Below are 20,073 nucleotides of genomic sequence, written 5' to 3' on the forward strand. Positions count from 1 at the left end.
CCCCTGACCCCCAAAAACCTATTTAATTGCTAATATTCCTTTTGCGAGTTCAATCATTCTTGGGTCGCCGGTGTGTTTGTTAGGCTCATCGGAGAGTTTTACAGTAGGCACCCACTCATTGTCGCTGGTGAGTACTTCGGTGAGCTTCATCACTATGTTCATCGGGCGCAACCCTACATCATTAGTAAGGTCGGTACCTATACCAAATGAAATGCCTATTTTTCCTTTACAAGCCTGAGTAATCGCTTGTACTTTTTGAGGATTAAGTCCATCGGAGAAGATAATGTATTTAGAGAGCGGGTCTATACCCATTTTTTTGTAGTGAGCAATCGTTTTTTCAGCAAAGACGATAGGGTCACCACTGTCGTGACGCACACCGTCGAACAACTTACTAAATTTCTTGTCGAACTGCTTGAAAAACACATCGGTAGTATAGGTGTCGGAAAGGGCTACCCCAAGGTCGCCACGATACACATCTACCCAGTGCTCCAAGGATAGTGCATTAGCCATTTTGTAGCTATACTCGGCTGCGTGGAACATAAACCATTCGTGGGCGTGAGTACCTATAGGTTTCACCTTGTATTTCATCGCAAAATGCACATTGCTAGATCCTATAAAAGTTTGGTTGTAGCCTTCCATTAAGGTATGCATCACGATATCGTGCACGTGATACGAATGGCGACGACGGGTACCAAACTCAGCAAATACAACGCCTAATTCTTTATAGAACAATTCTTTTTCGCGAGTATTAGCAATCACCTGCTCATCTGTCCAAGCAGTCGCTTTGGTAAGTTTGTAGAAAAGCTCGCTAATCACCGAAAGCAGAGGCACTTCCCAAAGAATGGTGCGATACCAATAGCCCTCAACAGTTACCTGCAAGTCGGTGCCGTGTTGTTCGATATGCACTTCCGAAGGGTCATAGCGATAGCCTTCTAAAAAGTCTAAATACAGCGGACTCAAATAGGGGCAATTGTCTTTCAAAAACTGTTTTTCGGCTTTAGTGAGCTTTAATTTGGACATATTGTTCACCTCTTCACGCATAGCATCGGCAAAACCTTCGGGAAACTCGTGTTTGCCGCGGTTGATAAAGGTATAACGCGCTTTGTTTTTAGGGAATAATTGCACTACACCACATTGCATAGTGAATTTGTAGAAATCGTTGTCTAATAATGAATTTAAGATTGCAGACATATATTCTCAATTAAATAATTAACAATTAATAATTAACTGTTTATCAATGAATTAAGAGCGAATCCTTTTCATTGAAAAAGTTTTATTTTGGGCAAAGATATGATTTTTTTTTTAATTAGAATGAATTGCTGGGAATATAATAGCTCAAACAGAAAAAAATACTAACACACTCATTGGCTAATTAACAAATTATTCTTAATTTTGCCCCCAAAACAGATTTTAGAATGTCGAGACTTAAATTACTTCTTTTATTTTTATTTATCATAACGGCTCCTGCGATAGCGCAAATAGGTAATAATCAGCAATATAACAATGTTGACATCACCACTGTAAACATCGATAATCTCACCGATGGACAAATCAAAACCTATTGGGATCGCGCTCAAGCACAAGGTTATACTTTAGACCAATTTCTTGCTTTGGCACGTTCACGCGGTATGCAAGAAACGCAAGTGATGAAATTGCGCCAGCGCATTATGCAACTCGACAGCTATTCTGGCACTGAAAAATCTAATGCTAAAAATAAAAATGCCAATGACAAAACTCGTCGTCCTGCCGAGGGTGATGACATCTTTGGTTATACCGGTAGAGAGAAAAAAGATTCTCTCAATCGCAAACAGAAAAAAGACTCTATCTTTGGGATGAGCTTCTTCAAAAATCCTAAAATTTCCTTTACTCCTAACCTAAATATGCCTACCCCCGAAAACTACCAAGTAGGTCCTGGTGACGAGCTACTTGTGGAAGTATGGGGAGCTACCGAGGGTTCTTTCAAACAAAAAGTAGATGCTGAGGGTAATATTTTCCTCAATGGTGTGGGACGCATACACGTATCAGGACTTTCGTTTAGTGAGGTAAAAGCTAAGGTAAATTCGTATCTAAAACGCATCTATTCAGGCATTTCAGCTCCCGATGGCAGTTATGCTAAAATCTATACAGGCGTAACTATCACCCAAGTACGCACCGTAAAAGTGAATATCATAGGCGAGGTAGTAGTGCCTGGTACTTATTCACTTAGCTCACTTTCTACTGTGCTCAACGCTTTATACGCCTGCGGAGGTCCCTCAGAAAGCGGTTCATTTCGCGATATCAACGTATTTAGAGGAGGCAAGAAAGTCGCTACTTTTGATGTGTATAACTTCTTAATTAGTGGCTCAGAAAAAGGGAATATCGGCTTGCAAGACCAAGATGTAATCATCGTATCACCCTATAAAAACCGCGTGTGGGTAGAAGGGAAGGTGAAACGCAAAGGATTGTACGAAATGCTTGATGACGAAACTCTTGCTAACCTTGTTACTTTCTTTGGAGGTTTTACTTCCGATGCTTTTACAAATACCCTTGTGTTAGAACGCATTAAGGATGCTAAACGCGAAGTGCAAGAAATTGCCTTTAGCGAAATTGGCAAGATGAAAATGCAAAACGGCGACCGCCTGAAAGTGCATTCTATCACCAATGAATACCGCAACCGATTGAGTATAGGAGGAGCTGTCTATCAACCTGGTACTTATGAGTTTAAAGAAGGAATGACCGCTCACGACTTGCTTGAAAGAGCTAATGGTGTGAAAAAAGATGCTTCCCTCAATCGCGGACTCATTTTCCGTACCGAAAACCGCGTAGATTACCAAACGCTTAGCTTTTCGGTTAAAGAGCTCATTGAGAAGAAAAACGACATCCCTTTGAAGGATAACGATAGTATCCATATTTTCTACAAAGATTCTCTCCAATACAAACGCTTCGTAAAAGTAGAAGGTGCTGTAAAGTTTCCTAAAGAATTGCCTTTTATGGAGAATATGAAAGTGGAAGATGTGATTGCCTTGGCAGGTGGTCTCTCTAATGGTGCTGACCCTTCAACAATTGAAGTATTTAGAGAAATAAACGATGGCAACTTCCAGAGACTCAGCACAGCTTTCAAAGTATCGTCTAACAATGAACTTTTACCTAAAGAAGGTACTAATACACTCACTCTGCAACCTAACGACATTGTTTCAGTGCGTTATATCAAAGGTTTTACTCCTCTGCAAACTGTCTCGGTAATGGGAGAAGTTGTCTACCCTGGGGTTTATAGTATCCAAAGCAAGAACGATCGCATTTCCGACCTATTAGAGCGTGTGGGAGGATTTACTCCTTTTGCCTATAAAGAAGGGGCAACTTTAGTACGCAAAAAAACTGATGAGGGTGAAATTCAGCAAGAAGATTTTCTAAAAGAATTGGTTGAGTTAGAAAGCAATAGTAATGAAACTGCTAAATCACTGAAAAAAGCCAGCAAAAAAACTTCAGAATATCGTATAGGGATAGATATCAATAAAATTTTGAAAAAGAAACACAGCAAGCACGACCTAATCCTCAGTGAAGGTGATGTATTGCTCATTCCTTCCGAAAAACAAACCGTTGAAGTGCGTGGTGAGGTGTTAGCCCCTTCATTAGTGCGTTATCAAAAAGGATTTTCACTGAGAGAATACATTGATAGAGCAGGGGGGTTTGGCAACCAAGCTAAAAAGCGGGCTATATACGTGCTTTACGCCAATGGTGATGTGCGTGCTACTCGCAATTCTCTTTTCTTTAGAAACTATCCTAAATTAGAACCTGGAGCTATCATTATTGTACCCTCTAAACCTGAACGCCAACGTCTTAGCACTGGAGAAAGTATAGGTATTATTTCGGCAATTAGCACTATGGGAGTGCTTATTTACAATGTACTAAAAAAATAGAACTATGGCATTAAACGAAAATCAAGAAATAAGAGCTTCAGAAGATGTTATCAATCATTTAGGAGAAAATAAATTGATTCCTGTAGTCGACTCTGCAGAAGAAGGAACTGCTGAGGACGAAATAGATTTGATGCAGCTTATCCGCAAAGTATGGGGGGCTCGCAAATCGATTTTGTTATTTACTTTGCTTTTCTTTGTTATAGGGGTACTCATTGCCTTATTCTCGGCTAAAGAATACACCGCTACCACTATTATGGTGCCACAAACTACTGATAACAAATCAACAAGTGGATTAGGTGGATTGGCAGCAATGGCAGGTATCAGTTTAGGAGGAGGCTCCGAAACACTCCCGCTCACTACTTACGCTAAAATCATTGAAAGCGTACCTTTTAAACGAAAATTAGCACAAACCAAACTCACATTTTCTGACATTTCTAAGCCGGTAACTTACGAAGAATATTATAAGAACTACACTAAACCTAGCTTGATGGGGCGCGTGATGAGTATTTTCAGTTTTTCTAAAGCTACTCCAGCTCCCTCTACTGCTACCCAAGATAGTACTGACATTACTCGACTCTCCGATCAAGAGAGAAAAATCCTCAATAGTATAGACGATCGTATTAAGCTCAACGTAAGTGATAAAGATGGTTATTTCACACTCTCGTTTGTGATGGGAGAAGCACTCCCTGCCGCTCAAATGCTTGAGAGTGCCCAAAAAGTACTACAGGAAACTGTTACCGATTTCAAATTGCAAAAAGCTAAAGAAGAATTCGACTTTGTACAAAAACGCTTTGTAGAAGCCGAAAAAGATTTTAAAAACAAACAATACGCTGTGGCAGGTTTCCAAGACCGCAACCGCGACCTCTTTAGCAACCTTCCTCAAACTCGTTTGCAACAACTACAAGCCGAGTACAATTTGGCTTTCAACGTATATACAGAACTCGCTAAACAGCTGGAAGCCAAACGTATCAAGATGAAAGAAGACCAACCTATCTTTGCTGTTATCGAACCTGTGACTGTACCTAACGAACGTTCTAAACCTAAACGAATGATAATTATTGCTATCTGGACATTCTTAGGAATGGTCATAGGTATTGGAAATGTCTTCTTAAAAGACTTTAGACGACAACTCAAATCTAATTCCTAATTTCTAATTCCTAATGAATTACATTATCTTTGATATGGACGGGGTGCTACTAGATAGTGAACCAATGCACCAAGAGATTATTTATGAGACTTTTCAGCTGGAAGGCATTCCGTTTGATAAGGTATATATACAAACCCTCACAGGGATGTCGGCTTTTCCAATGTGGGAAAAGGTAAAACGCGATGCTCAACGTTCAGAAAGTGTAGAAGAACTCATAAAATTTCACCGCGATTATTTTTTCAAACGATTACCCGAAGTAAAAGTACCTTTAGTACCTCACGTAAAGGATGTATTAGAGAAATTCAAAAATGAAGGAAAACACTTATCATTAGCATCTTCATCTGGACACAAACTCATTGATATTTTTACTCAACAAACAAATATAGCACACTATTTTGAAGTGATAATGAGTGGCGATGATGTGAAATACAGCAAGCCTAACCCCGAAATATTCCTAAAGGTAGCCCAATGGTATGGATTACCAGCAACACGATTTACTGTGATAGAGGACAGTACCAATGGCGTAAAGGCTGCCAAAAGTGCTAATATGCAGTGTGTAGGCTTCCAGAATCCCCTTTCAGGCGGACAAGATTTAAGTCAAGCCGACCTACTTATCCATTCAATGCAAGAATTGTTATGACAAACAGTAACATACAACTCATAGAATGTGTAACGATAGCCAATGAGGATTATTTGCAATCTTTATTGGCTGTTGGTTTTTATGGTCTTGCGCTTAAAGCCGAACTACACTCTTTAGTTAGTCATTTAGATTTTTCAAATACCCAAACTAAAATCTTGCTTTTAGACGACGAACTGCCTGCCATTGAAAAACAAGGTATTACTATTAGCAGTTTGGCTACTGCCTACCAAGCCGGCACTACGCGTTTTTATAGTGCTATCAAAGGTTATGGCGGCTATCTCCCTACTGAAAAACTCCTCACCTTCTTCCAAGCCCAACACCTCCCTACGGGTATGAACCTACTCGCTTTTGAGAGTGCTTATAACGAAGCGCTACAAATATTTTCTTCTCTCTGACGCTATTTGGCAGTTTCACTCCCTATCTTTGCCCCGCGAAACAGAATTAACAATATTTTTAAAAGAAAATAAACATATTACCATATAAATATGAACATCCACAATCAAAGCTCAAGGAGAATACAACAAACACAAGAAAGCATTTCTCAGGAATTTGCTGATGTAACAAGAGCTATTCAACGAGAGGAGAAAAGAAGAAAAAAAAGAGAAGAATGGAAAAGGAGTATTGAGCAAAGTAATAGCTACCAAACAATAAAGTCTGTAAAAACACTAATGGATGACTATTATTTAGATCCTTTATTAGGACTAATACCTGTTGTAGGAGATATCTTACCACAGATATTCAATTTTTCTTTTTTCTACGTTTCCACTTTTAAAATTAAATCGTATGCCTTAACAGTGACTATTCTGCGTAATATCTTGATAGATATTTTAGTAGGAATTATTCCATATTTAGGTATTATACTTGATGTTTTTCATAAATCCTATCGAAAGAACTTCAATTTAATTGTAGGATTTGTTAATGATGATAGAAACATAATACGAGAAGTCAATCAGAAAGCGTTTTCAACTACTATATGGATAGCTATTATAGGAGTGGCTATTTATTATTTGACAGTATTTTTATGGTCTATAGTAATGGGAGTATATCATTGGTTTATAGGTCTATTCTAAAAAATCTATTTGTAAAAATAGTGGAAAACACTCCTACATTTCATTTTATCAAAGTTTGTGATATGAGGTTGATTTAAAGACTTTTTTAAATCCTACTTTGTTATTTATTTCCTCCCTAAAATCGAAATCCCTATAGCACAATCTAAACAGCGTTTGGATTGGCAATAATGTTTGTACTGTTGTAGAAGCACTTGGGTATCAAAAGCGGTGTTGATGGTGACACCTAATTGTTGGTATTGAGTGATAATGCTGTTGCTCTCGGCTGTCATTGTTTTGAGTTCTTCGATGAGAGATTCATTCATATCCTTGCCCAAACTTTGGTAATAGGCATATTTGATAGGAATGAATACATTGATCCAAATAAGTGTGATGAGACTCGCACTAATAGGCTTTTTTACTTTTTTAGAAGTTTTGGTAAAGGTATAGTGGGTTTCCCAAAATTCAGAGACTCCTACGGCAAAGAGTTTTTGGATACTTTTAAAATCATTCACTTCAAGAATTTGTGAAAACAAACCTTCGTTTAGTTCATATAGCTGTGCGAGTTGCGAGAGTCGGATAGTGGGAAAACCTTGCGGACGCAAACCGGTGAAATGTATTTTTACTACGGGTGCAGAGAGATTGTATTTCTGTTGTAGGTAATGATAATTTTGCAAGAGTTCACGTGGGTAAGTGAGTTCAGTTTCTTCGGGGAGTAAGCCTGCTTGCCCCAATAGTAGTGCTTCTAAATGTAAGGGGTGTGAACGCTCTTTACGGATAATACTAAAATCGAGATGTTTGCCCAATTGTAGGAAGGTTTCGCCGTTTACAGTGCCTCCAAAAGACTTGAGAAGCATACAAAAAAGTACTTTCTCCCAATCGAAATTGGCAGCTTTCCACAACTCGTTTACAACAGTGGCTTTTTCTTCTAAACGTTCCACTAACAAACGCTCATTCCACGAAAGTAAAGTAATGGCTGGCACAGTAGTATATTCCTTTTCACAAGGAATAAACCGGTAGTGTGAGGCTACAGTGGTATTGTATCGCTCTAAGAGTTCGGGGGAGATAAGACCTTGGAGTTCTAAAGTGGGAATAGGCTGGTTGTTAGCATCGAATACTTCTATATCGTGTTCCCAAACTACGTGCAGAATCACATTGCGATAGGCAGGATCACTCTCGTGACCGTGAACGTACCAATGCGATGATTTGAGATGCATTTCTACATTACCTGCCCATTGCTGCTCACCTATAAGCAGTTGGGCACTTTGGAAATCGGGACCAGAAAGGGTATTGTAGTCACCAAATGAGAGAATTTGCAAGCGCTCTCCTGTAGTAAGTACAGTGTTGAGAGGTACTTTTTTGTATTTCCATAGGTAGTGTAAGAAATCTTCTTTCATTTTGATTAGGTAACAGGTTTAGGAGGTTTATTGTTTAGTTGGGATTTTTAATCTTTTTTCGGTATATAGAAATAGAAAATAATAAAGGGTAGCTAAGAGTATACCGAAAATCCAACCCACCAATACATCACCTGGGAAATGCACGCCTAAATAAATACGGCTATAACTCACAATCACCGACCAACAGAGCAATAGAGTGGGGATATATCGGGCGTTTTTTCTAAGCAAGTAACTAAAAAATATGGCTATTGCCATTGTATTGGCGGCGTGTGCTGAAAAGAACCCATACTTACCACCGCAAATCACCATTCGCATTTGCCCTATAAGACTCTCATCGTGACAAGGGCGCAAGCGCTGGAATCCGTATTTGAAAACGTTCGCCAGCTGGTCGGTGGTGGTGATGAGAAGGGCGATGAATACCAAGATGAGCAACACTCTTTTCCAATGGAAATACTTGAAACACAAGTATAACAAGAAAGCATAGAGGGGGATAGACGAGAGTTCATTGGTGATTACTAACCAAAGGCTGTCGGCTTCGGGCGTCCCCCAGCTATTGAGGGAACAGAGTAGTTGCTTATCCGTTTCTATAAGGTATTCCAACATTATTTGCGTTTTTTCTTCTTTTTAAAAGCTTGTTGGAGGGCTTCAGCAGTCTTTTGTTTACGACTTTCTCTTTGTCCTTTTTTGCGACTTCTACCCTCGTCGTTGCCGTGTTTTCTACCGTCATCATTTCCGCGTTTGCGTCCACCACGGTCTCTGCCAGCACCTTTGGTAGAGAGTTCTACATTGATGAAACGACCGTCCAATTGGAAGTCGTTGAAAGTATCCATCACCAAATCGGAGAGGTCGGCATCGGTATTGAAGAAAGAGAAACTGTTCTTTACATCTACTTTGAAAACATCATCACGACCTAAATTAAGGGTTGCTTTGAGGAAGTCTTTGAGCGACTTCCAGTCGTAACCATCGCGTTCACCTATGTTGATGAAATAGCGCACTTCATCGCTATTACCCCCACTACGGCTTTCGCGCTCGTTCTCTACCGATAAGTTTTCGGCATTTTTATAATAATTGAAGAAACGCGTAAACTCTACTGAGAATATTTTTTTGATCAGCTCATCGCGATCCACATTTTTCAGTTCTTTATAGATAGCTGGTAAATAATCGTCGATAGCAGGGTTTACTTTTGTATTTTTAAGATTGTTAGCCAAGTGATAGAGCTGTATCTCACAGATTTCCATACCGGATGGCAATTGTTTCTGCTCAAAAGGTTGCCCTATCATCTTTTCGATAGTTTTGATTTTCTTTACCTCACTTTTTGGTAAAATTACCATCGAAATTCCCGATTTACCGGCACGACCTGTACGCCCACTGCGGTGGTTGTAGGTTTCTATTTCGTCGGGCAATTGGTAGTGAATTACGTGAGTGATATCGTCTACATCGATACCGCGGGCAGCGACATCGGTAGCAACGAGCATTTGTATTTGGCGTGCGCGGAAAGATTTCATTACCAAATCGCGCTGATTCTGACTCAAATCACCGTGAAGAGCAGCGGCATTATAACCGTCTTCAATAAGTTTTTCGGCTACTGCCTGTGTATCGCGTTTGGTGCGGCAAAATACTACCGAGAAGATATCGGGGTTAGCATCAGCGAGGCGTTTTAGGGCTTGGTATCTATGGCGACCGCTCACCACATAGTACTCGTGTTGCACGGTGTTAGTAGCCTGATTGCGAGTTCCTACTGTTATTTCAATAGGCTTGCGCATAAACTTACGCGCTATCTTAGCCACCTCGTTAGGCATGGTAGCCGAAAAGAGCCAAGTGCTTTTTTCTTGAGGGGTATGTGAGAGAATAGCGGTAATATCTTCATAGAAGCCCATATTGAGCATTTCGTCGGCTTCGTCGAGCACACAATAGTTGATATGACTGATATCTACGAAGTTACGGCGTATCATATCTTGCATACGCCCAGGAGTAGCCACAATGATTTGCGCGCCTTTTTTGAGGCTACGGGCTTGTTCCTCAATACTTGCGCCGCCATATACCGCTACTACATTCACCTTAGGAAGGTACTTAGCATAATTGCGGAGCTCGGAAGCGATTTGCAAGCAGAGTTCGCGTGTAGGTGAAAGGATAAGACCTTGAGTTACACGGCTATCAGTATCGATAAGTTGGAGGAGAGGAAAGCCGAAAGCGGCTGTTTTACCAGTACCCGTTTGGGCTAAAGCTACCATATCAGCACCATTCGCCAAAAGAGTAGGGATGGCTTTTTGCTGAATTTCAGAAGGGGTTTCAAAGCCCATATCGCTGATGGCTTTGAGGATAGGTTCATCAAGACCTAATTGTTCAAATAAATTCATTAATACAATTTGTAAATTAGCAAATTTGCCAATTTGCTAATGTATTTCAGGGCGCAAAGGTACAACAATATTTTCAATTGACAATTGATAATTGACAATTAAGAAGAAAAAACACTAATTAATCTTCGTAGCCGCACAATTTTCGTCCCTTAGATTTAGCTTCTTCTAAAGTTATTTTTTCTAATGAAGTAGAGCACTTTCTCAATCCTCTACAATTAGGGTTGTAATGATAAGCATAACTACTAGAACCTTTGCAGATATATACATACTTAGAGGTTGCATTGCTAGCGTAAGCTATCACACTTACTAATAGGGTAGTAAAAGCGGAAACGAGTTTGGATGTGAAGGATTTCATAGGTAAAAGGTGTTTAGTTATATGTTTTATTATTCATCATTAAGGTAGGTGAGTTTGTTGCTACTCTATTGGCAACAACTCTTACAAGCTGTAAAATTATGCTTTTTTAAAAATTGAGGATCAAATTCCTTATTTCTAAAATTATACTTGTACTCTATGTAATCAGAAAGAATCTTTATGACTTCATTTTTTAATTGATAACATCTCTTTAAAAATTTACGAATCCCTTCTACACCTAATTGATCTAGTTTTTCCTGCATTCCCAATTCATTTATTTTTCTTATGATTTCTTCTTCAGATTTGTCATGTAAGTAATTATATTTAGATAAGAGGTAAGCATTGCTAAAATTACATATAAAATACCTTTCAGCTAAAATATCTTGTAATTTTCTAAAAGTATTTTCATAATTAAATTGAGAGATATCTGTTTCACCTGTTATTTGACTATTTTTTTCTTCTAATAACTTGTACTTTTCATTTAAAGGAATGCAAAAATCTTTATATTTCACAGGGAAAAAGGAATTATATCTCATTACTAATTGGTCTACTGTAAATTCTCCTTTTTTATATTTTTCTACTGTAAAACCATTGAGAATAAACCAATCTCGTAACTCCCATATGATTTCTTGAACTTTAGGGTTGTCTTTCTTTTCGCTAAGTTCAGCAGGAGTATTGAAATTTACAAATCCTCCATTAAGTCTTGGGCAATTTCTATCATTATGATAACACAATTTTCCTCCTATCTTAAAAATGTAATCAAGATTATCTTTTCTCTCTTCAGTTTCTTTATATTCTTTCTTCTTGATTACAAACTTATTTCTCTCTTCTTCATCTAATAAAATAACTGTTTGAGTGAGCAAACTTCTAAGCTCAACTTTATTGAATATTTTACAGACTAATTCATCATCCAAGATGTATTTTTTAAATAATTCTGACAATACACTTTCATCAACTTCTATTTGACTTTCTCTACAAAATTGTGCATAAGATGTTTTAGTAATAAAAGCCATATTTTTACATTTTTGTATCTCCTACTCTTTAAAGGATTTTCGGCTTCTCCTATTTTTTTAAATACTTGCCATATATGACATTATCGCCCTGCAAAATTAATACTTTTTTTGACCTGCAAAAATATATTGTATGGAAAATTTAGAAATATTTAAACAGGTTGGTAAAAAAGTACAGAAAATCAGAACTTTAAAAGGACTCTCACAAGTGGATTTAGTAGGTAAGATGGAGGGTAATATTGATACTACTAACATCTCACGTATTGAATCGGGGCGTACTAACCCTACCCTACTTACCCTCTACCGTCTTGCACAAGCTTTAGAAGTACCTATTAGTGAACTAGTTTCTTTTGATGATGCAAAGGTAAACTAAAAAGGGATTCCATTTTCAGAGTTGCAAAATTGCAACTCATAAACATAAGTATTGTAATGGTAAAATACTTTGTTATAGAATTCAAAAAGGTCTTTAAAATCTTCGGCTTCAAAATAAATGTTGATGCTTTCGTCACCTGATAGAGGTATTTTGTAACAGGGATTAGGTACAAATAGCATATTGAGTGAGAGCATTTTATTTCCTATGGCAAAAATATCCTTATAACGTTTCTCTATTCTTTCAAAATACTTTTGTAACAATGTTTTATCATTTTTGATAATCTCAAACTCTTTTAAGAGTTCTTGATATATAGTAAGGTGATAAGACATAAAAAGCTTTAAGGTGTCATAGATCTCAATAAACATTCCATCATAGAGGTATGTATTATCATAACTATATTCCCTAAGCCATTGCTGTAAGAAACATCTATCTGAAAACGATCTTTTTATGAGTTCTGAAATTGCTTTCTCATCTTTTAATTCATAAATCTTATCAGCCCCAATAGCATTTTGCCTTTTCAAAAGGATTTTATTTTTAAGGCTAATAAAACGGCTATACTCCTTTAAATCTATACCTAAGAAAAGTGCTCTTTTAAGCCAATAGAATTCTCTCCCTTCATTAGCAGTTTCGCAAGGATAAAGGGAATATCTTCTACCTTGTGTATTATAAGCATCTACTAACAAAAGGAGTATAGCTCTATGATTTTCGAGGTTAGCAGCTTGTATAAGCCAATAGAGTCCTTCGGGATAGATGCTTTCATTGTAAAATTTCTCACCTAAAAATAACATAGCCTCTACATTACCTGATTGGGCTTCTTTTTCAAGATAGGATATGATTTTTTTATCAATAAAATCAATATTAATTAAAAAATCTAATGCTTTTTTATCTCCTCTTTTTGCAGCCTTTTTTAACCAATAGATAGCTTTTTCTCTATTCTGGGGCATATATTGTCCATCTATATATAATTTTCCTAACTCTCTTTGTGCTTTTATACTTCTATTTTCAGCGGCATTAATAAGCAATTTAATAGCCTTATCTATATTTTGCTTTACTCCTTCCTCAAGATAAGAGAGTGCCAACTGATATTGTTTTAACGCTTCATTTGGCAGTAAAAAAACAGGTTTAGGTAGTTCTATTTCCTTTGTAATTTGGAAAAAAGATGGCTCACAAAAGAAAGTAGAAATTTTATTATAGAACTCAAAAAAATCTTTAAAATCTTCATTGTCAAAATATATTTTTAGACTTTCAATAGGAGATAAGTCAAGTTCATAATAAGGGGTAGAGGTATGAAGCATTTTTTGAGTTTGAAGTGTTTTCATCACTTTAAAAATGTCTGGGTAGCGTTGTTGAGTCGTAACACACCATTGTTGAACTTCCTCTATACCCTTTAAATGGTCAAAATCGATTGATAATTGCTGAAAAATTGTTTTATGATAGATACATTTTTTAAAGAGTTTCGAAAGATTATTAATAGTAGATTTTTGTTCTTCTTCATCATCATTAGACTGATAAAAAGTATAATAAATTTGCTGTACTTTTTTTGTGTCGGTTAAGCTTGTAGAATCAACTGATTCGTCATAATAAGCATCTGTAATAAATGTCATAAGAGTATCAATAGCAAAATCTTCTTCATCGTAATAATAACCCCCATTATCTGAAAGCCATTGTTTTATAAAGTTCATAGTTAAAGGACTGTTATCCCTAATAGATTTTATAGCCGTATAATGCATATTGCTGTCAAAAAAAGAATCAGGATCTATTTCTTTTTCAAGTAGAAAAACAGCTGTCTTATTAGGAGCGATATGTTTTCTTTTTAAATCAATACCTAATGAAAGTGCTTTTCTGACCCAGTAACAAAGATTTTCGAGATTACAATTATATTTTTCATATTTATCATCATAGATTTTTATCAATTCTATAATTGCTTCTTCATAATCTTGCTCGGCACTTTTAGTTAACCACTCTTCTTCTTCTTCAAAATCAAATTTAAAAAAGTATAATTTTCCTATGCTATATTGAATTTTCGGATTATTAGTTAAAGTAGTTTTTTCTAACCAAGAAAGTATTTCGTTTTCATTCAAAAAAGTTTTTTTATCTAATATAGTAGACATATTCCAATATTCTCTTTCAATAATCCTGCTATGATAATCTCTTCCAATAATCCTGCTACGATGATCTCTTCTAATAAGCTCGATGAGATAAGTAGACAACTTATCTTCTGCCTCTGTATAACCTTGTTCTGCAGCTTCTTTTAACCAATAGAGAGCTTTTTTCAAATCCTCTGCTACAAATTCTCCTTCAGCATATAGTCTTCCTAAACGGCATTGAGCTTCTGCATTACCTTTTTCGGCTGCAAGAGTAAGGAGTTCTATAGCTTTATATATATTTTGCGTATCACCTTGTTCTAAATAGAAAAGGGCGTTTTTGTATTGTTCTACAGCGTTATTTTCTTTCATAATAGATAAAATTTTATTGGACAAAGATAATGCAAAATAATAAGACTTACAGAGAGTTGCAATATTGCAACTCTAAAAAGACTATGGCAGTATGTTCTTTCTACACCAAGGAATATATCTTATCTCCTTGTTTTCAGGGTCAGACACTATACAGTAATGTAAGGCAATTTCAGGATAAAGTTGTTCACAAAAACAGGCTTTGATACGAGAGATATGGGTAGCAATATTGGCAGGAGATTTGAGCAAATCATCTATACTATTCATCATCTTATTATAGTCATTTTGATTTGAAATTGCCAAGTAAAGTTGCCTGAGTTCTTCTCGATATTTAGGCAACTCAGTAAGATGTATACCCCAGGGATGATGGTAAAATAGTACATAAAAGGCTTTGGTAAGATGGCTCAGTTGTATCTCCATATTAAATTGAGGCAATAGAATTCGATAATCATCCGTAATTTCCAAACGACTTAACACTTTAGTATCACGAATAGCTTGCTCTCTAAGGAACTTATCTAATAAAGGTAACACCAAGAAGAGTTGCCCTGTAGTTCGAAGTTCTTCCAAGTTGTCAATGATGATTTGTATACGCTCTTGCGTAGAGGGGTCAAAGTTTTGTAGTCGTTTCTTTAGATCTTCGTAAAAAAGATGTTCAGAATAAAAATTACGAGGACTAAAACACTCAAAACTTTCTCTAATTTTTTTATCCTCAAAATACTTATCGAATGCCTCCACCACTTGAGCGACACCAAAATCATTAGAATTGTCTGTAGCTATTGAATCTTCTGGAATGAAAACTATATCAATTGTTTGTAAAAGTATATCTATTGATTGATAACGTACTACATATTGAGGTATATAACTATTGAAGACTATAAAACCTGCAGATATATTTGGAGAAAAAAGACTATGAATCCATTTATAAAACGCTTCAATTGGCCAATTTTTACCATTGAATTGAGGAAAATAATAACCTAAAGTGTTACTCAATTGCTTGGCGACAACTTTTTGAGGATAGAGTATTTGCAATTGATAGTGTTGATGTTGTCCTTGAAAAGGAGCTACGCTAGGAAAAAGGAAATCTTCACCTTCTGAAGCAAAATACAGTACATAATTTCCGTCATAAGGAAAAAGAAATTGAGCATATTCGTTAGCTAAAGAACTAAAAATATTTTTAGTATTTACTTTATAAACTTCGTATCTATCATCTAAAAAATCGGAGAGGTCTTTCTCAGTTGTTATCATTAGCATTATAAACTTTTAATTGTTTTTCACGACAAAGGTAGAAAGTATTTTTTAATTAATCAATAAAAAAACTTTACCAAAGGTCTTAGCACAGGAGGCTATTAAGACCTTTGGCAAAGTATAATAAATAATTTATATTGTGTTTCTTCTTATTTTTTTATGAAAAAGGAAACAATCAAGAGAATTATTGCAATGGACATTATTGCGAATCCTGCTATGCGAAACCCCTTATAAAAAAACGTTTTATCTTTATCGTCTACTATTTGGTGTTCACTGGGAGTTTCGGGCAAATAAGCTACTGTAATACTCTCGCCTGCTCGATAATTGGTTTGACGGCTACCACTATGAGCCCCAAAATAGGTTACACAAAAAGTATGAGCCGAATTAGCATATTTCAAGTTTATAGGGGCGTTTGAGTTGAGAACAAGAGGTTTTACAATAAAAGTATTTTCTCCTACAGTATACTTATAGACTACATAAGTTCTATTATTAAAACCAATACCTCCTACACCTTGACTGCCTGATTTGACAATTTCTAATACCTCTCCTTGTGCTTTCCCTTGATATAGTTTTTTGTTCTTTTCGGTAATTCTTTTGTTAATCTCAGCAGTGACCAAGAATACAAGCGCAAACAGAAAGAATATGCCAGAGCTTAGCAACATTCCCATTTGGTTGTTCATTTGGTTGTCCATTACTTAGTGATTTATTTATTGGATACTAATATCCATTCTCCGCTGTTTATTAGGGGGTCAGCTTGCTTGAACTTGAGTTCTTTGCGTTCACCGGTGCGGATATTTTGGATCACTACCTTGTCATTACGACCAATTTTAGGTTGTTCGCGTACGATGGTTTCTACTACCGAACGGCGTTGTGAGGCTTGTTGCCCTACTTCACGAGCACGTTGTGCCATCTCGTCGCTGTTGAGAGTTTCTTCCTTATTGGTTTGGTAGTTCTCACGGGTGCGTTGTGGCGCGTGAGCTTCCTGCACTGGTGGATTTTGAGTAGGCAATTCGGCTTTGAACAAGAAAGAGATAATCTCTTTGTTTACCTTATCGAGCATAGATTTGAACAACTGATAGGCTTCAAACTTATAGATGAGTAGCGGGTCTTTTTGTTCGTGTACCGCTAATTGCACTGATTGTTTGAGCTCATCCATACGGCGGAGGTGCGTTTTCCACTCCTCGTCGATGATGCCTAATGTGATGTTCTTCTCGAAATCGCTTACGAGTTTCTTACCTTGGGTTTCGTACGCCTCTTTAAGGTCGGTTACAATGTTGAGCATCTTTTCGCCATCGGTGAAAGGCACAACAATACGCTCGTAAGTATTATTAGGATTTTCGTATACGTCTTTAATCACTGGGAAGGCTTGAGCGGCACTGCGTTCAGCTTTTTCCTGATAGTGTTTGAGCACTTCGTGATATAAGGCGAAAGTAAGATCGTTTACTGATTGTTTGGCAAATTCGGCTTCTGAAATTTGTGTTTTCAGTGAGAAATATTTGATGAGTTCGAAAGTAAAATTCTTGTAGTTATTACCACCTTTGTTGTTCTCTACTATATTCTCGCAAGTATCGAATATCATATTTGCCAAATCCACTTTTAGGCGTTCACCTTCAAGAGCGTGGCGACGGCGTTTGTAAATTTGCTTGCGTTGTGCGTTCATCACGTCGTCGTACTCTAACAGACGTTTACGCATACCGAAGTTGTTTTCTTCTACCTTTTTCTGGGCTGCCTCGATGCGTTTGGTCATCATAGAGTGCTGAATTACATCACCTTCTTTATGACCTAAACTATCCATTAGTCGGGCGATACGTTCAGAACCAAAGAGGCGCATTAGGTTATCTTCGAGAGAAACGAAGAAGAGTGAGCTACCGGGGTCACCTTGACGACCAGAACGACCGCGCAACTGACGATCGACACGGCGAGAGTCGTGGCGTTCGGTACCTATAATTGCCAAACCTCCTGCAGCTTTTACTTCGGGGGTTAGCTTGATGTCGGTACCACGTCCCGCCATATTGGTTGCAATGGTTACCACACCACTATGTCCGGCTTCGGCTACGATTTCAGCTTCTTTTTTATGTAATTTAGCGTTCAATACATTGTGTTTCACCTTGCGCATTGTAAGCATACGGCTAAGGAGTTCGGATACTTCCACAGAAGTAGTACCAATCAACACTGGGCGACCTGCTTCGGATAGTTTTACTACCTCATCAATCACAGCGTTATATTTCTCGCGTTTGGTTTTATAAATAAGGTCGTTATGGTCTTTACGAGCGATAGGACGATTGGTAGGGATTTCCATTACATCGAGTTTATAGATTTCCCAGAACTCACCCGCTTCGGTGATAGCTGTACCCGTCATACCCGATAACTTGCTGTACATACGGAAGTAGTTTTGCAAGGTAATAGTCGCATAGGTTTGGGTAGCTGCCTCAATTTTTACATTCTCTTTGGCTTCAATCGCTTGGTGCAAACCATCGGAATAACGACGACCGTCCATAATACGACCTGTTTGTTCATCGACGATGAGCACTTTGTTATCAATTACTACATATTCTACATCTTTTTCAAAGAGGGTGTAGGCTTTAAGCAATTGGTTAAGGGTGTGAATACGTTCGCTTTTTACGCTAAAATCTTGGAATAATTTATCTTTTAGTTTAGCTTCTTCTTCAATAGGAAGACCTTGGTTCTCGATATTGGCAATTTCTATTCCAATATCAGGTAAAACGAAGAAATCTTTATCACCATCGTAGGCAATATCAGCAAAACCTTTATCGGTAAGCTCGATTTGGTTGTTTTTCTCATCAATCACGAAGTACAATTCGGCATCTACCTTTGGCATTTCGCGATTGTTATCCTGCATATAGTAATTTTCAGTTTTTTGGAGGAGTTGTTTTACCCCTTCTTCACTGAGGAACTTGATGAGTGCTTTGTTTTTAGGTAACCCACGATACACGCGCAAGAGTTGGAATCCACCTTCTTTGGTATCACCTTCGGCGATGAGTTTGCGGGCATCGGCTAATACTTTGGTAAGGTAAGTACGCTGTTTGTTTACCAAATCTTCTACCAAAGGTTTCAGTTCGTTGAACTCGTGCAATTCGCCTTTAGGGGTAGGACCTGAGATGATGAGCGGCGTACGAGCATCGTCTATCAATACTGAATCGACCTCATCGACAATGGCATAGTTGTGAGCGCGTTGCACCAAATCTTCGGGGGTGTGCGCCATATTGTCGCGTAGGTAGTCGAAACCAAATTCGTTGTTAGTTCCGTAGGTAATGTCGGCATTGTAAGCACGGCGGCGGGATTCGGAGTTAGGTTGGTGGTTGTCAATACAATCCACACGCAAACCGTGGAACTCAAATAAAGGTCCCATCCACGCACTATCTCGGCGTGCCAAATAGTCGTTCACGGTTACCAGATGCACTCCATTTCCCGTTAGGGCATTGAGATAGACAGGCAAGGTAGCCACGAGGGTTTTACCTTCCCCTGTTTGCATTTCGGCAATTTTACCTTGGTGAAGAGCGATACCTCCAATGAGCTGTACATCGTAGTGTACCATATCCCAAGTAACATCTTTACCAGCGGCGTCCCAGTGGTTTTTCCACACCGCTTTATCACCCTCGATAGTTACATAGTCGTGGGTAGCCGATAGTTCGCGGTCGTGCTCGGTAGCGGTAACGATGATGTTCTCGTTATTAGCAAAACGACGAGTAGTTTCCTTCATTGTTGCGAAAGCTTCAGGGAGAATCTCGTTCAATACCTTTTCAGATACTTGATAGGCTTCGCCGTTGAGTTTGTCTACTTCAGCATAGAGGTCTTCTTTAGCATCGATATCGTCGGTAGCATTTGCTTGAGCTTCGAGCTCAGCTATTTTAGTATCGAACTGGGCGCGAGCGTCTTTTATTCTTTGTTTGAACTCAATAGTTTTTGCACGCAACTCGTCATTAGAGATATTTTCTAACTGAGAGGCGTAAGTTTTTATTTTCTCAACGATAGGTTGGATAGCTTTTAGGTCGTTTTTGGCTTTATCGCCAACAAAAATTTTAATAAGGGAGTTTATAATACTCATATAGTGAGGATTTTTTTATAATATAATTATTCTAAAATTCATACCGCAATTTTGTCAATAAACATACCAAACTGACAACAGCTGACAAATT

At 37.7% G+C, this 20,073-nt stretch carries 16 protein-coding genes; 6 read left to right on the forward strand and 10 right to left on the reverse strand.

Annotated elements, in window-relative coordinates:
* Window positions 1–18: 18 nt before the first annotated feature.
* Entirely contained in the window at window positions 19–1,191 is a 1,173-nt protein-coding gene (gene pncB, locus Q0162_RS08710; protein ID WP_297890956.1) for a nicotinate phosphoribosyltransferase, read from the reverse strand.
* A gap of 224 nt (window positions 1,192–1,415) precedes the next feature.
* Here pncB and Q0162_RS08715 point away from each other — a divergent pair, with 224 nt between their 5' ends.
* The 5 genes from Q0162_RS08715 to Q0162_RS08735 all read left to right on the forward strand — a co-directional run bounded on the left by Q0162_RS08715 (window position 1,416) and on the right by Q0162_RS08735 (window position 6,753).
* On the forward strand, window positions 1,416–3,896 hold the full coding sequence (locus Q0162_RS08715; protein ID WP_297890957.1) for an SLBB domain-containing protein: 2,481 nt from the start codon (window positions 1,416–1,418) through the stop codon (window positions 3,894–3,896).
* 4 nt (window positions 3,897–3,900) lie between these two features.
* Window positions 3,901–5,043: a Wzz/FepE/Etk N-terminal domain-containing protein gene (locus tag Q0162_RS08720; protein WP_297890958.1), complete on the forward strand. Its 1,143-nt coding sequence runs from the start codon at window positions 3,901–3,903 to the stop codon at window positions 5,041–5,043.
* A gap of 13 nt (window positions 5,044–5,056) precedes the next feature.
* A complete protein-coding gene (locus tag Q0162_RS08725; protein WP_297890959.1) occupies window positions 5,057–5,683 on the forward strand; it encodes an HAD family phosphatase in 627 nt (208 codons plus the stop codon).
* On the forward strand, window positions 5,680–6,078 hold the full coding sequence (locus Q0162_RS08730; RefSeq protein ID WP_297890960.1) for a pyruvate carboxyltransferase: 399 nt from the start codon (window positions 5,680–5,682) through the stop codon (window positions 6,076–6,078). The genes Q0162_RS08725 and Q0162_RS08730 overlap by 4 nt, the downstream gene beginning before the upstream one ends.
* Before the next feature lie 90 nt (window positions 6,079–6,168).
* Entirely contained in the window at window positions 6,169–6,753 is a 585-nt protein-coding gene (locus tag Q0162_RS08735; protein ID WP_297890961.1) for a DUF4112 domain-containing protein, read from the forward strand.
* A 104-nt stretch (window positions 6,754–6,857) separates the two neighbouring features.
* Here the strand turns inward: Q0162_RS08735 and Q0162_RS08740 are convergent, their stop codons facing one another.
* The 5 genes from Q0162_RS08740 to Q0162_RS08760 all read right to left on the reverse strand — a co-directional run bounded on the left by Q0162_RS08740 (window position 6,858) and on the right by Q0162_RS08760 (window position 11,848).
* The gene (locus Q0162_RS08740; RefSeq protein WP_297890962.1) at window positions 6,858–8,126 is read right to left on the reverse strand and encodes a DUF2851 family protein; all 1,269 of its coding nucleotides are present in this window, start codon (window positions 8,124–8,126) and stop codon (window positions 6,858–6,860) included.
* A 27-nt stretch (window positions 8,127–8,153) separates the two neighbouring features.
* Window positions 8,154–8,729, reverse strand: a complete 576-nt coding sequence (locus Q0162_RS08745) for a phosphatase PAP2 family protein (RefSeq protein ID WP_297890963.1) — start codon at window positions 8,727–8,729, stop codon at window positions 8,154–8,156.
* Window positions 8,729–10,483, reverse strand: a complete 1,755-nt coding sequence (locus Q0162_RS08750; protein ID WP_297890964.1) for a DEAD/DEAH box helicase — start codon at window positions 10,481–10,483, stop codon at window positions 8,729–8,731. Before Q0162_RS08750 ends, Q0162_RS08745 begins: the two co-directional genes overlap by 1 nt.
* 118 nt (window positions 10,484–10,601) lie before the next feature.
* Window positions 10,602–10,838, reverse strand: coding sequence for a hypothetical protein (locus tag Q0162_RS08755; RefSeq protein WP_297890965.1), 237 nt, complete (start codon window positions 10,836–10,838; stop codon window positions 10,602–10,604).
* Window positions 10,839–10,903: 65 nt separating this feature from the next.
* The gene (locus tag Q0162_RS08760; RefSeq protein WP_297890966.1) at window positions 10,904–11,848 is read right to left on the reverse strand and encodes a hypothetical protein; all 945 of its coding nucleotides are present in this window, start codon (window positions 11,846–11,848) and stop codon (window positions 10,904–10,906) included.
* A 130-nt stretch (window positions 11,849–11,978) separates the two neighbouring features.
* Here Q0162_RS08760 and Q0162_RS08765 point away from each other — a divergent pair, with 130 nt between their 5' ends.
* On the forward strand, window positions 11,979–12,218 hold the full coding sequence (locus tag Q0162_RS08765; RefSeq protein ID WP_297890967.1) for a helix-turn-helix transcriptional regulator: 240 nt from the start codon (window positions 11,979–11,981) through the stop codon (window positions 12,216–12,218).
* Here Q0162_RS08765 and Q0162_RS08770 read toward each other — a convergent pair.
* The 4 genes from Q0162_RS08770 to secA all read right to left on the reverse strand — a co-directional run bounded on the left by Q0162_RS08770 (window position 12,215) and on the right by secA (window position 19,982).
* Window positions 12,215–14,674, reverse strand: a complete 2,460-nt coding sequence (locus tag Q0162_RS08770; protein ID WP_297890968.1) for a tetratricopeptide repeat protein — start codon at window positions 14,672–14,674, stop codon at window positions 12,215–12,217. The genes Q0162_RS08765 and Q0162_RS08770 overlap by 4 nt on opposite strands.
* Window positions 14,675–14,755: 81 nt before the next feature.
* Entirely contained in the window at window positions 14,756–15,916 is a 1,161-nt protein-coding gene (locus tag Q0162_RS08775) for a hypothetical protein (RefSeq protein ID WP_297890969.1), read from the reverse strand.
* A gap of 149 nt (window positions 15,917–16,065) precedes the next feature.
* Window positions 16,066–16,608: a DUF3592 domain-containing protein gene (locus tag Q0162_RS08780; protein ID WP_297890970.1), complete on the reverse strand. Its 543-nt coding sequence runs from the start codon at window positions 16,606–16,608 to the stop codon at window positions 16,066–16,068.
* Between the two features lie 11 nt (window positions 16,609–16,619).
* Window positions 16,620–19,982, reverse strand: coding sequence for a preprotein translocase subunit SecA (secA, locus tag Q0162_RS08785; protein ID WP_297890971.1), 3,363 nt, complete (start codon window positions 19,980–19,982; stop codon window positions 16,620–16,622).
* Window positions 19,983–20,073: the final 91 nt, after the last annotated feature.

The organism is uncultured Capnocytophaga sp. (genome assembly GCF_937936315.1).
Lineage (GTDB): Bacteria > Bacteroidota > Bacteroidia > Flavobacteriales > Flavobacteriaceae > Capnocytophaga.

Excerpts from the sequence above, each read along its gene's own strand:
- pncB (WP_297890956.1), bottom strand. The coding sequence starts at position 1,191 with ATGTCTGCAATCTTAAATTCATTATTAGACAACGATTTCTACAAATTC.
- Q0162_RS08715 (WP_297890957.1), top strand. The coding sequence starts at position 1,416 with ATGTCGAGACTTAAATTACTTCTTTTATTTTTATTTATCATAACGGCT.
- Q0162_RS08720 (WP_297890958.1), top strand. The coding sequence starts at position 3,901 with ATGGCATTAAACGAAAATCAAGAAATAAGAGCTTCAGAAGATGTTATC.
- Q0162_RS08725 (WP_297890959.1), top strand. The coding sequence starts at position 5,057 with ATGAATTACATTATCTTTGATATGGACGGGGTGCTACTAGATAGTGAA.
- Q0162_RS08730 (WP_297890960.1), top strand. The coding sequence starts at position 5,680 with ATGACAAACAGTAACATACAACTCATAGAATGTGTAACGATAGCCAAT.
- Q0162_RS08735 (WP_297890961.1), top strand. The coding sequence starts at position 6,169 with ATGAACATCCACAATCAAAGCTCAAGGAGAATACAACAAACACAAGAA.
- Q0162_RS08740 (WP_297890962.1), bottom strand. The coding sequence starts at position 8,126 with ATGAAAGAAGATTTCTTACACTACCTATGGAAATACAAAAAAGTACCT.
- Q0162_RS08745 (WP_297890963.1), bottom strand. The coding sequence starts at position 8,729 with ATGTTGGAATACCTTATAGAAACGGATAAGCAACTACTCTGTTCCCTC.
- Q0162_RS08750 (WP_297890964.1), bottom strand. The coding sequence starts at position 10,483 with ATGAATTTATTTGAACAATTAGGTCTTGATGAACCTATCCTCAAAGCC.
- Q0162_RS08755 (WP_297890965.1), bottom strand. The coding sequence starts at position 10,838 with ATGAAATCCTTCACATCCAAACTCGTTTCCGCTTTTACTACCCTATTA.
- Q0162_RS08760 (WP_297890966.1), bottom strand. The coding sequence starts at position 11,848 with ATGGCTTTTATTACTAAAACATCTTATGCACAATTTTGTAGAGAAAGT.
- Q0162_RS08765 (WP_297890967.1), top strand. The coding sequence starts at position 11,979 with ATGGAAAATTTAGAAATATTTAAACAGGTTGGTAAAAAAGTACAGAAA.
- Q0162_RS08770 (WP_297890968.1), bottom strand. The coding sequence starts at position 14,674 with ATGAAAGAAAATAACGCTGTAGAACAATACAAAAACGCCCTTTTCTAT.
- Q0162_RS08775 (WP_297890969.1), bottom strand. The coding sequence starts at position 15,916 with ATGATAACAACTGAGAAAGACCTCTCCGATTTTTTAGATGATAGATAC.
- Q0162_RS08780 (WP_297890970.1), bottom strand. The coding sequence starts at position 16,608 with ATGGACAACCAAATGAACAACCAAATGGGAATGTTGCTAAGCTCTGGC.
- secA (WP_297890971.1), bottom strand. The coding sequence starts at position 19,982 with ATGAGTATTATAAACTCCCTTATTAAAATTTTTGTTGGCGATAAAGCC.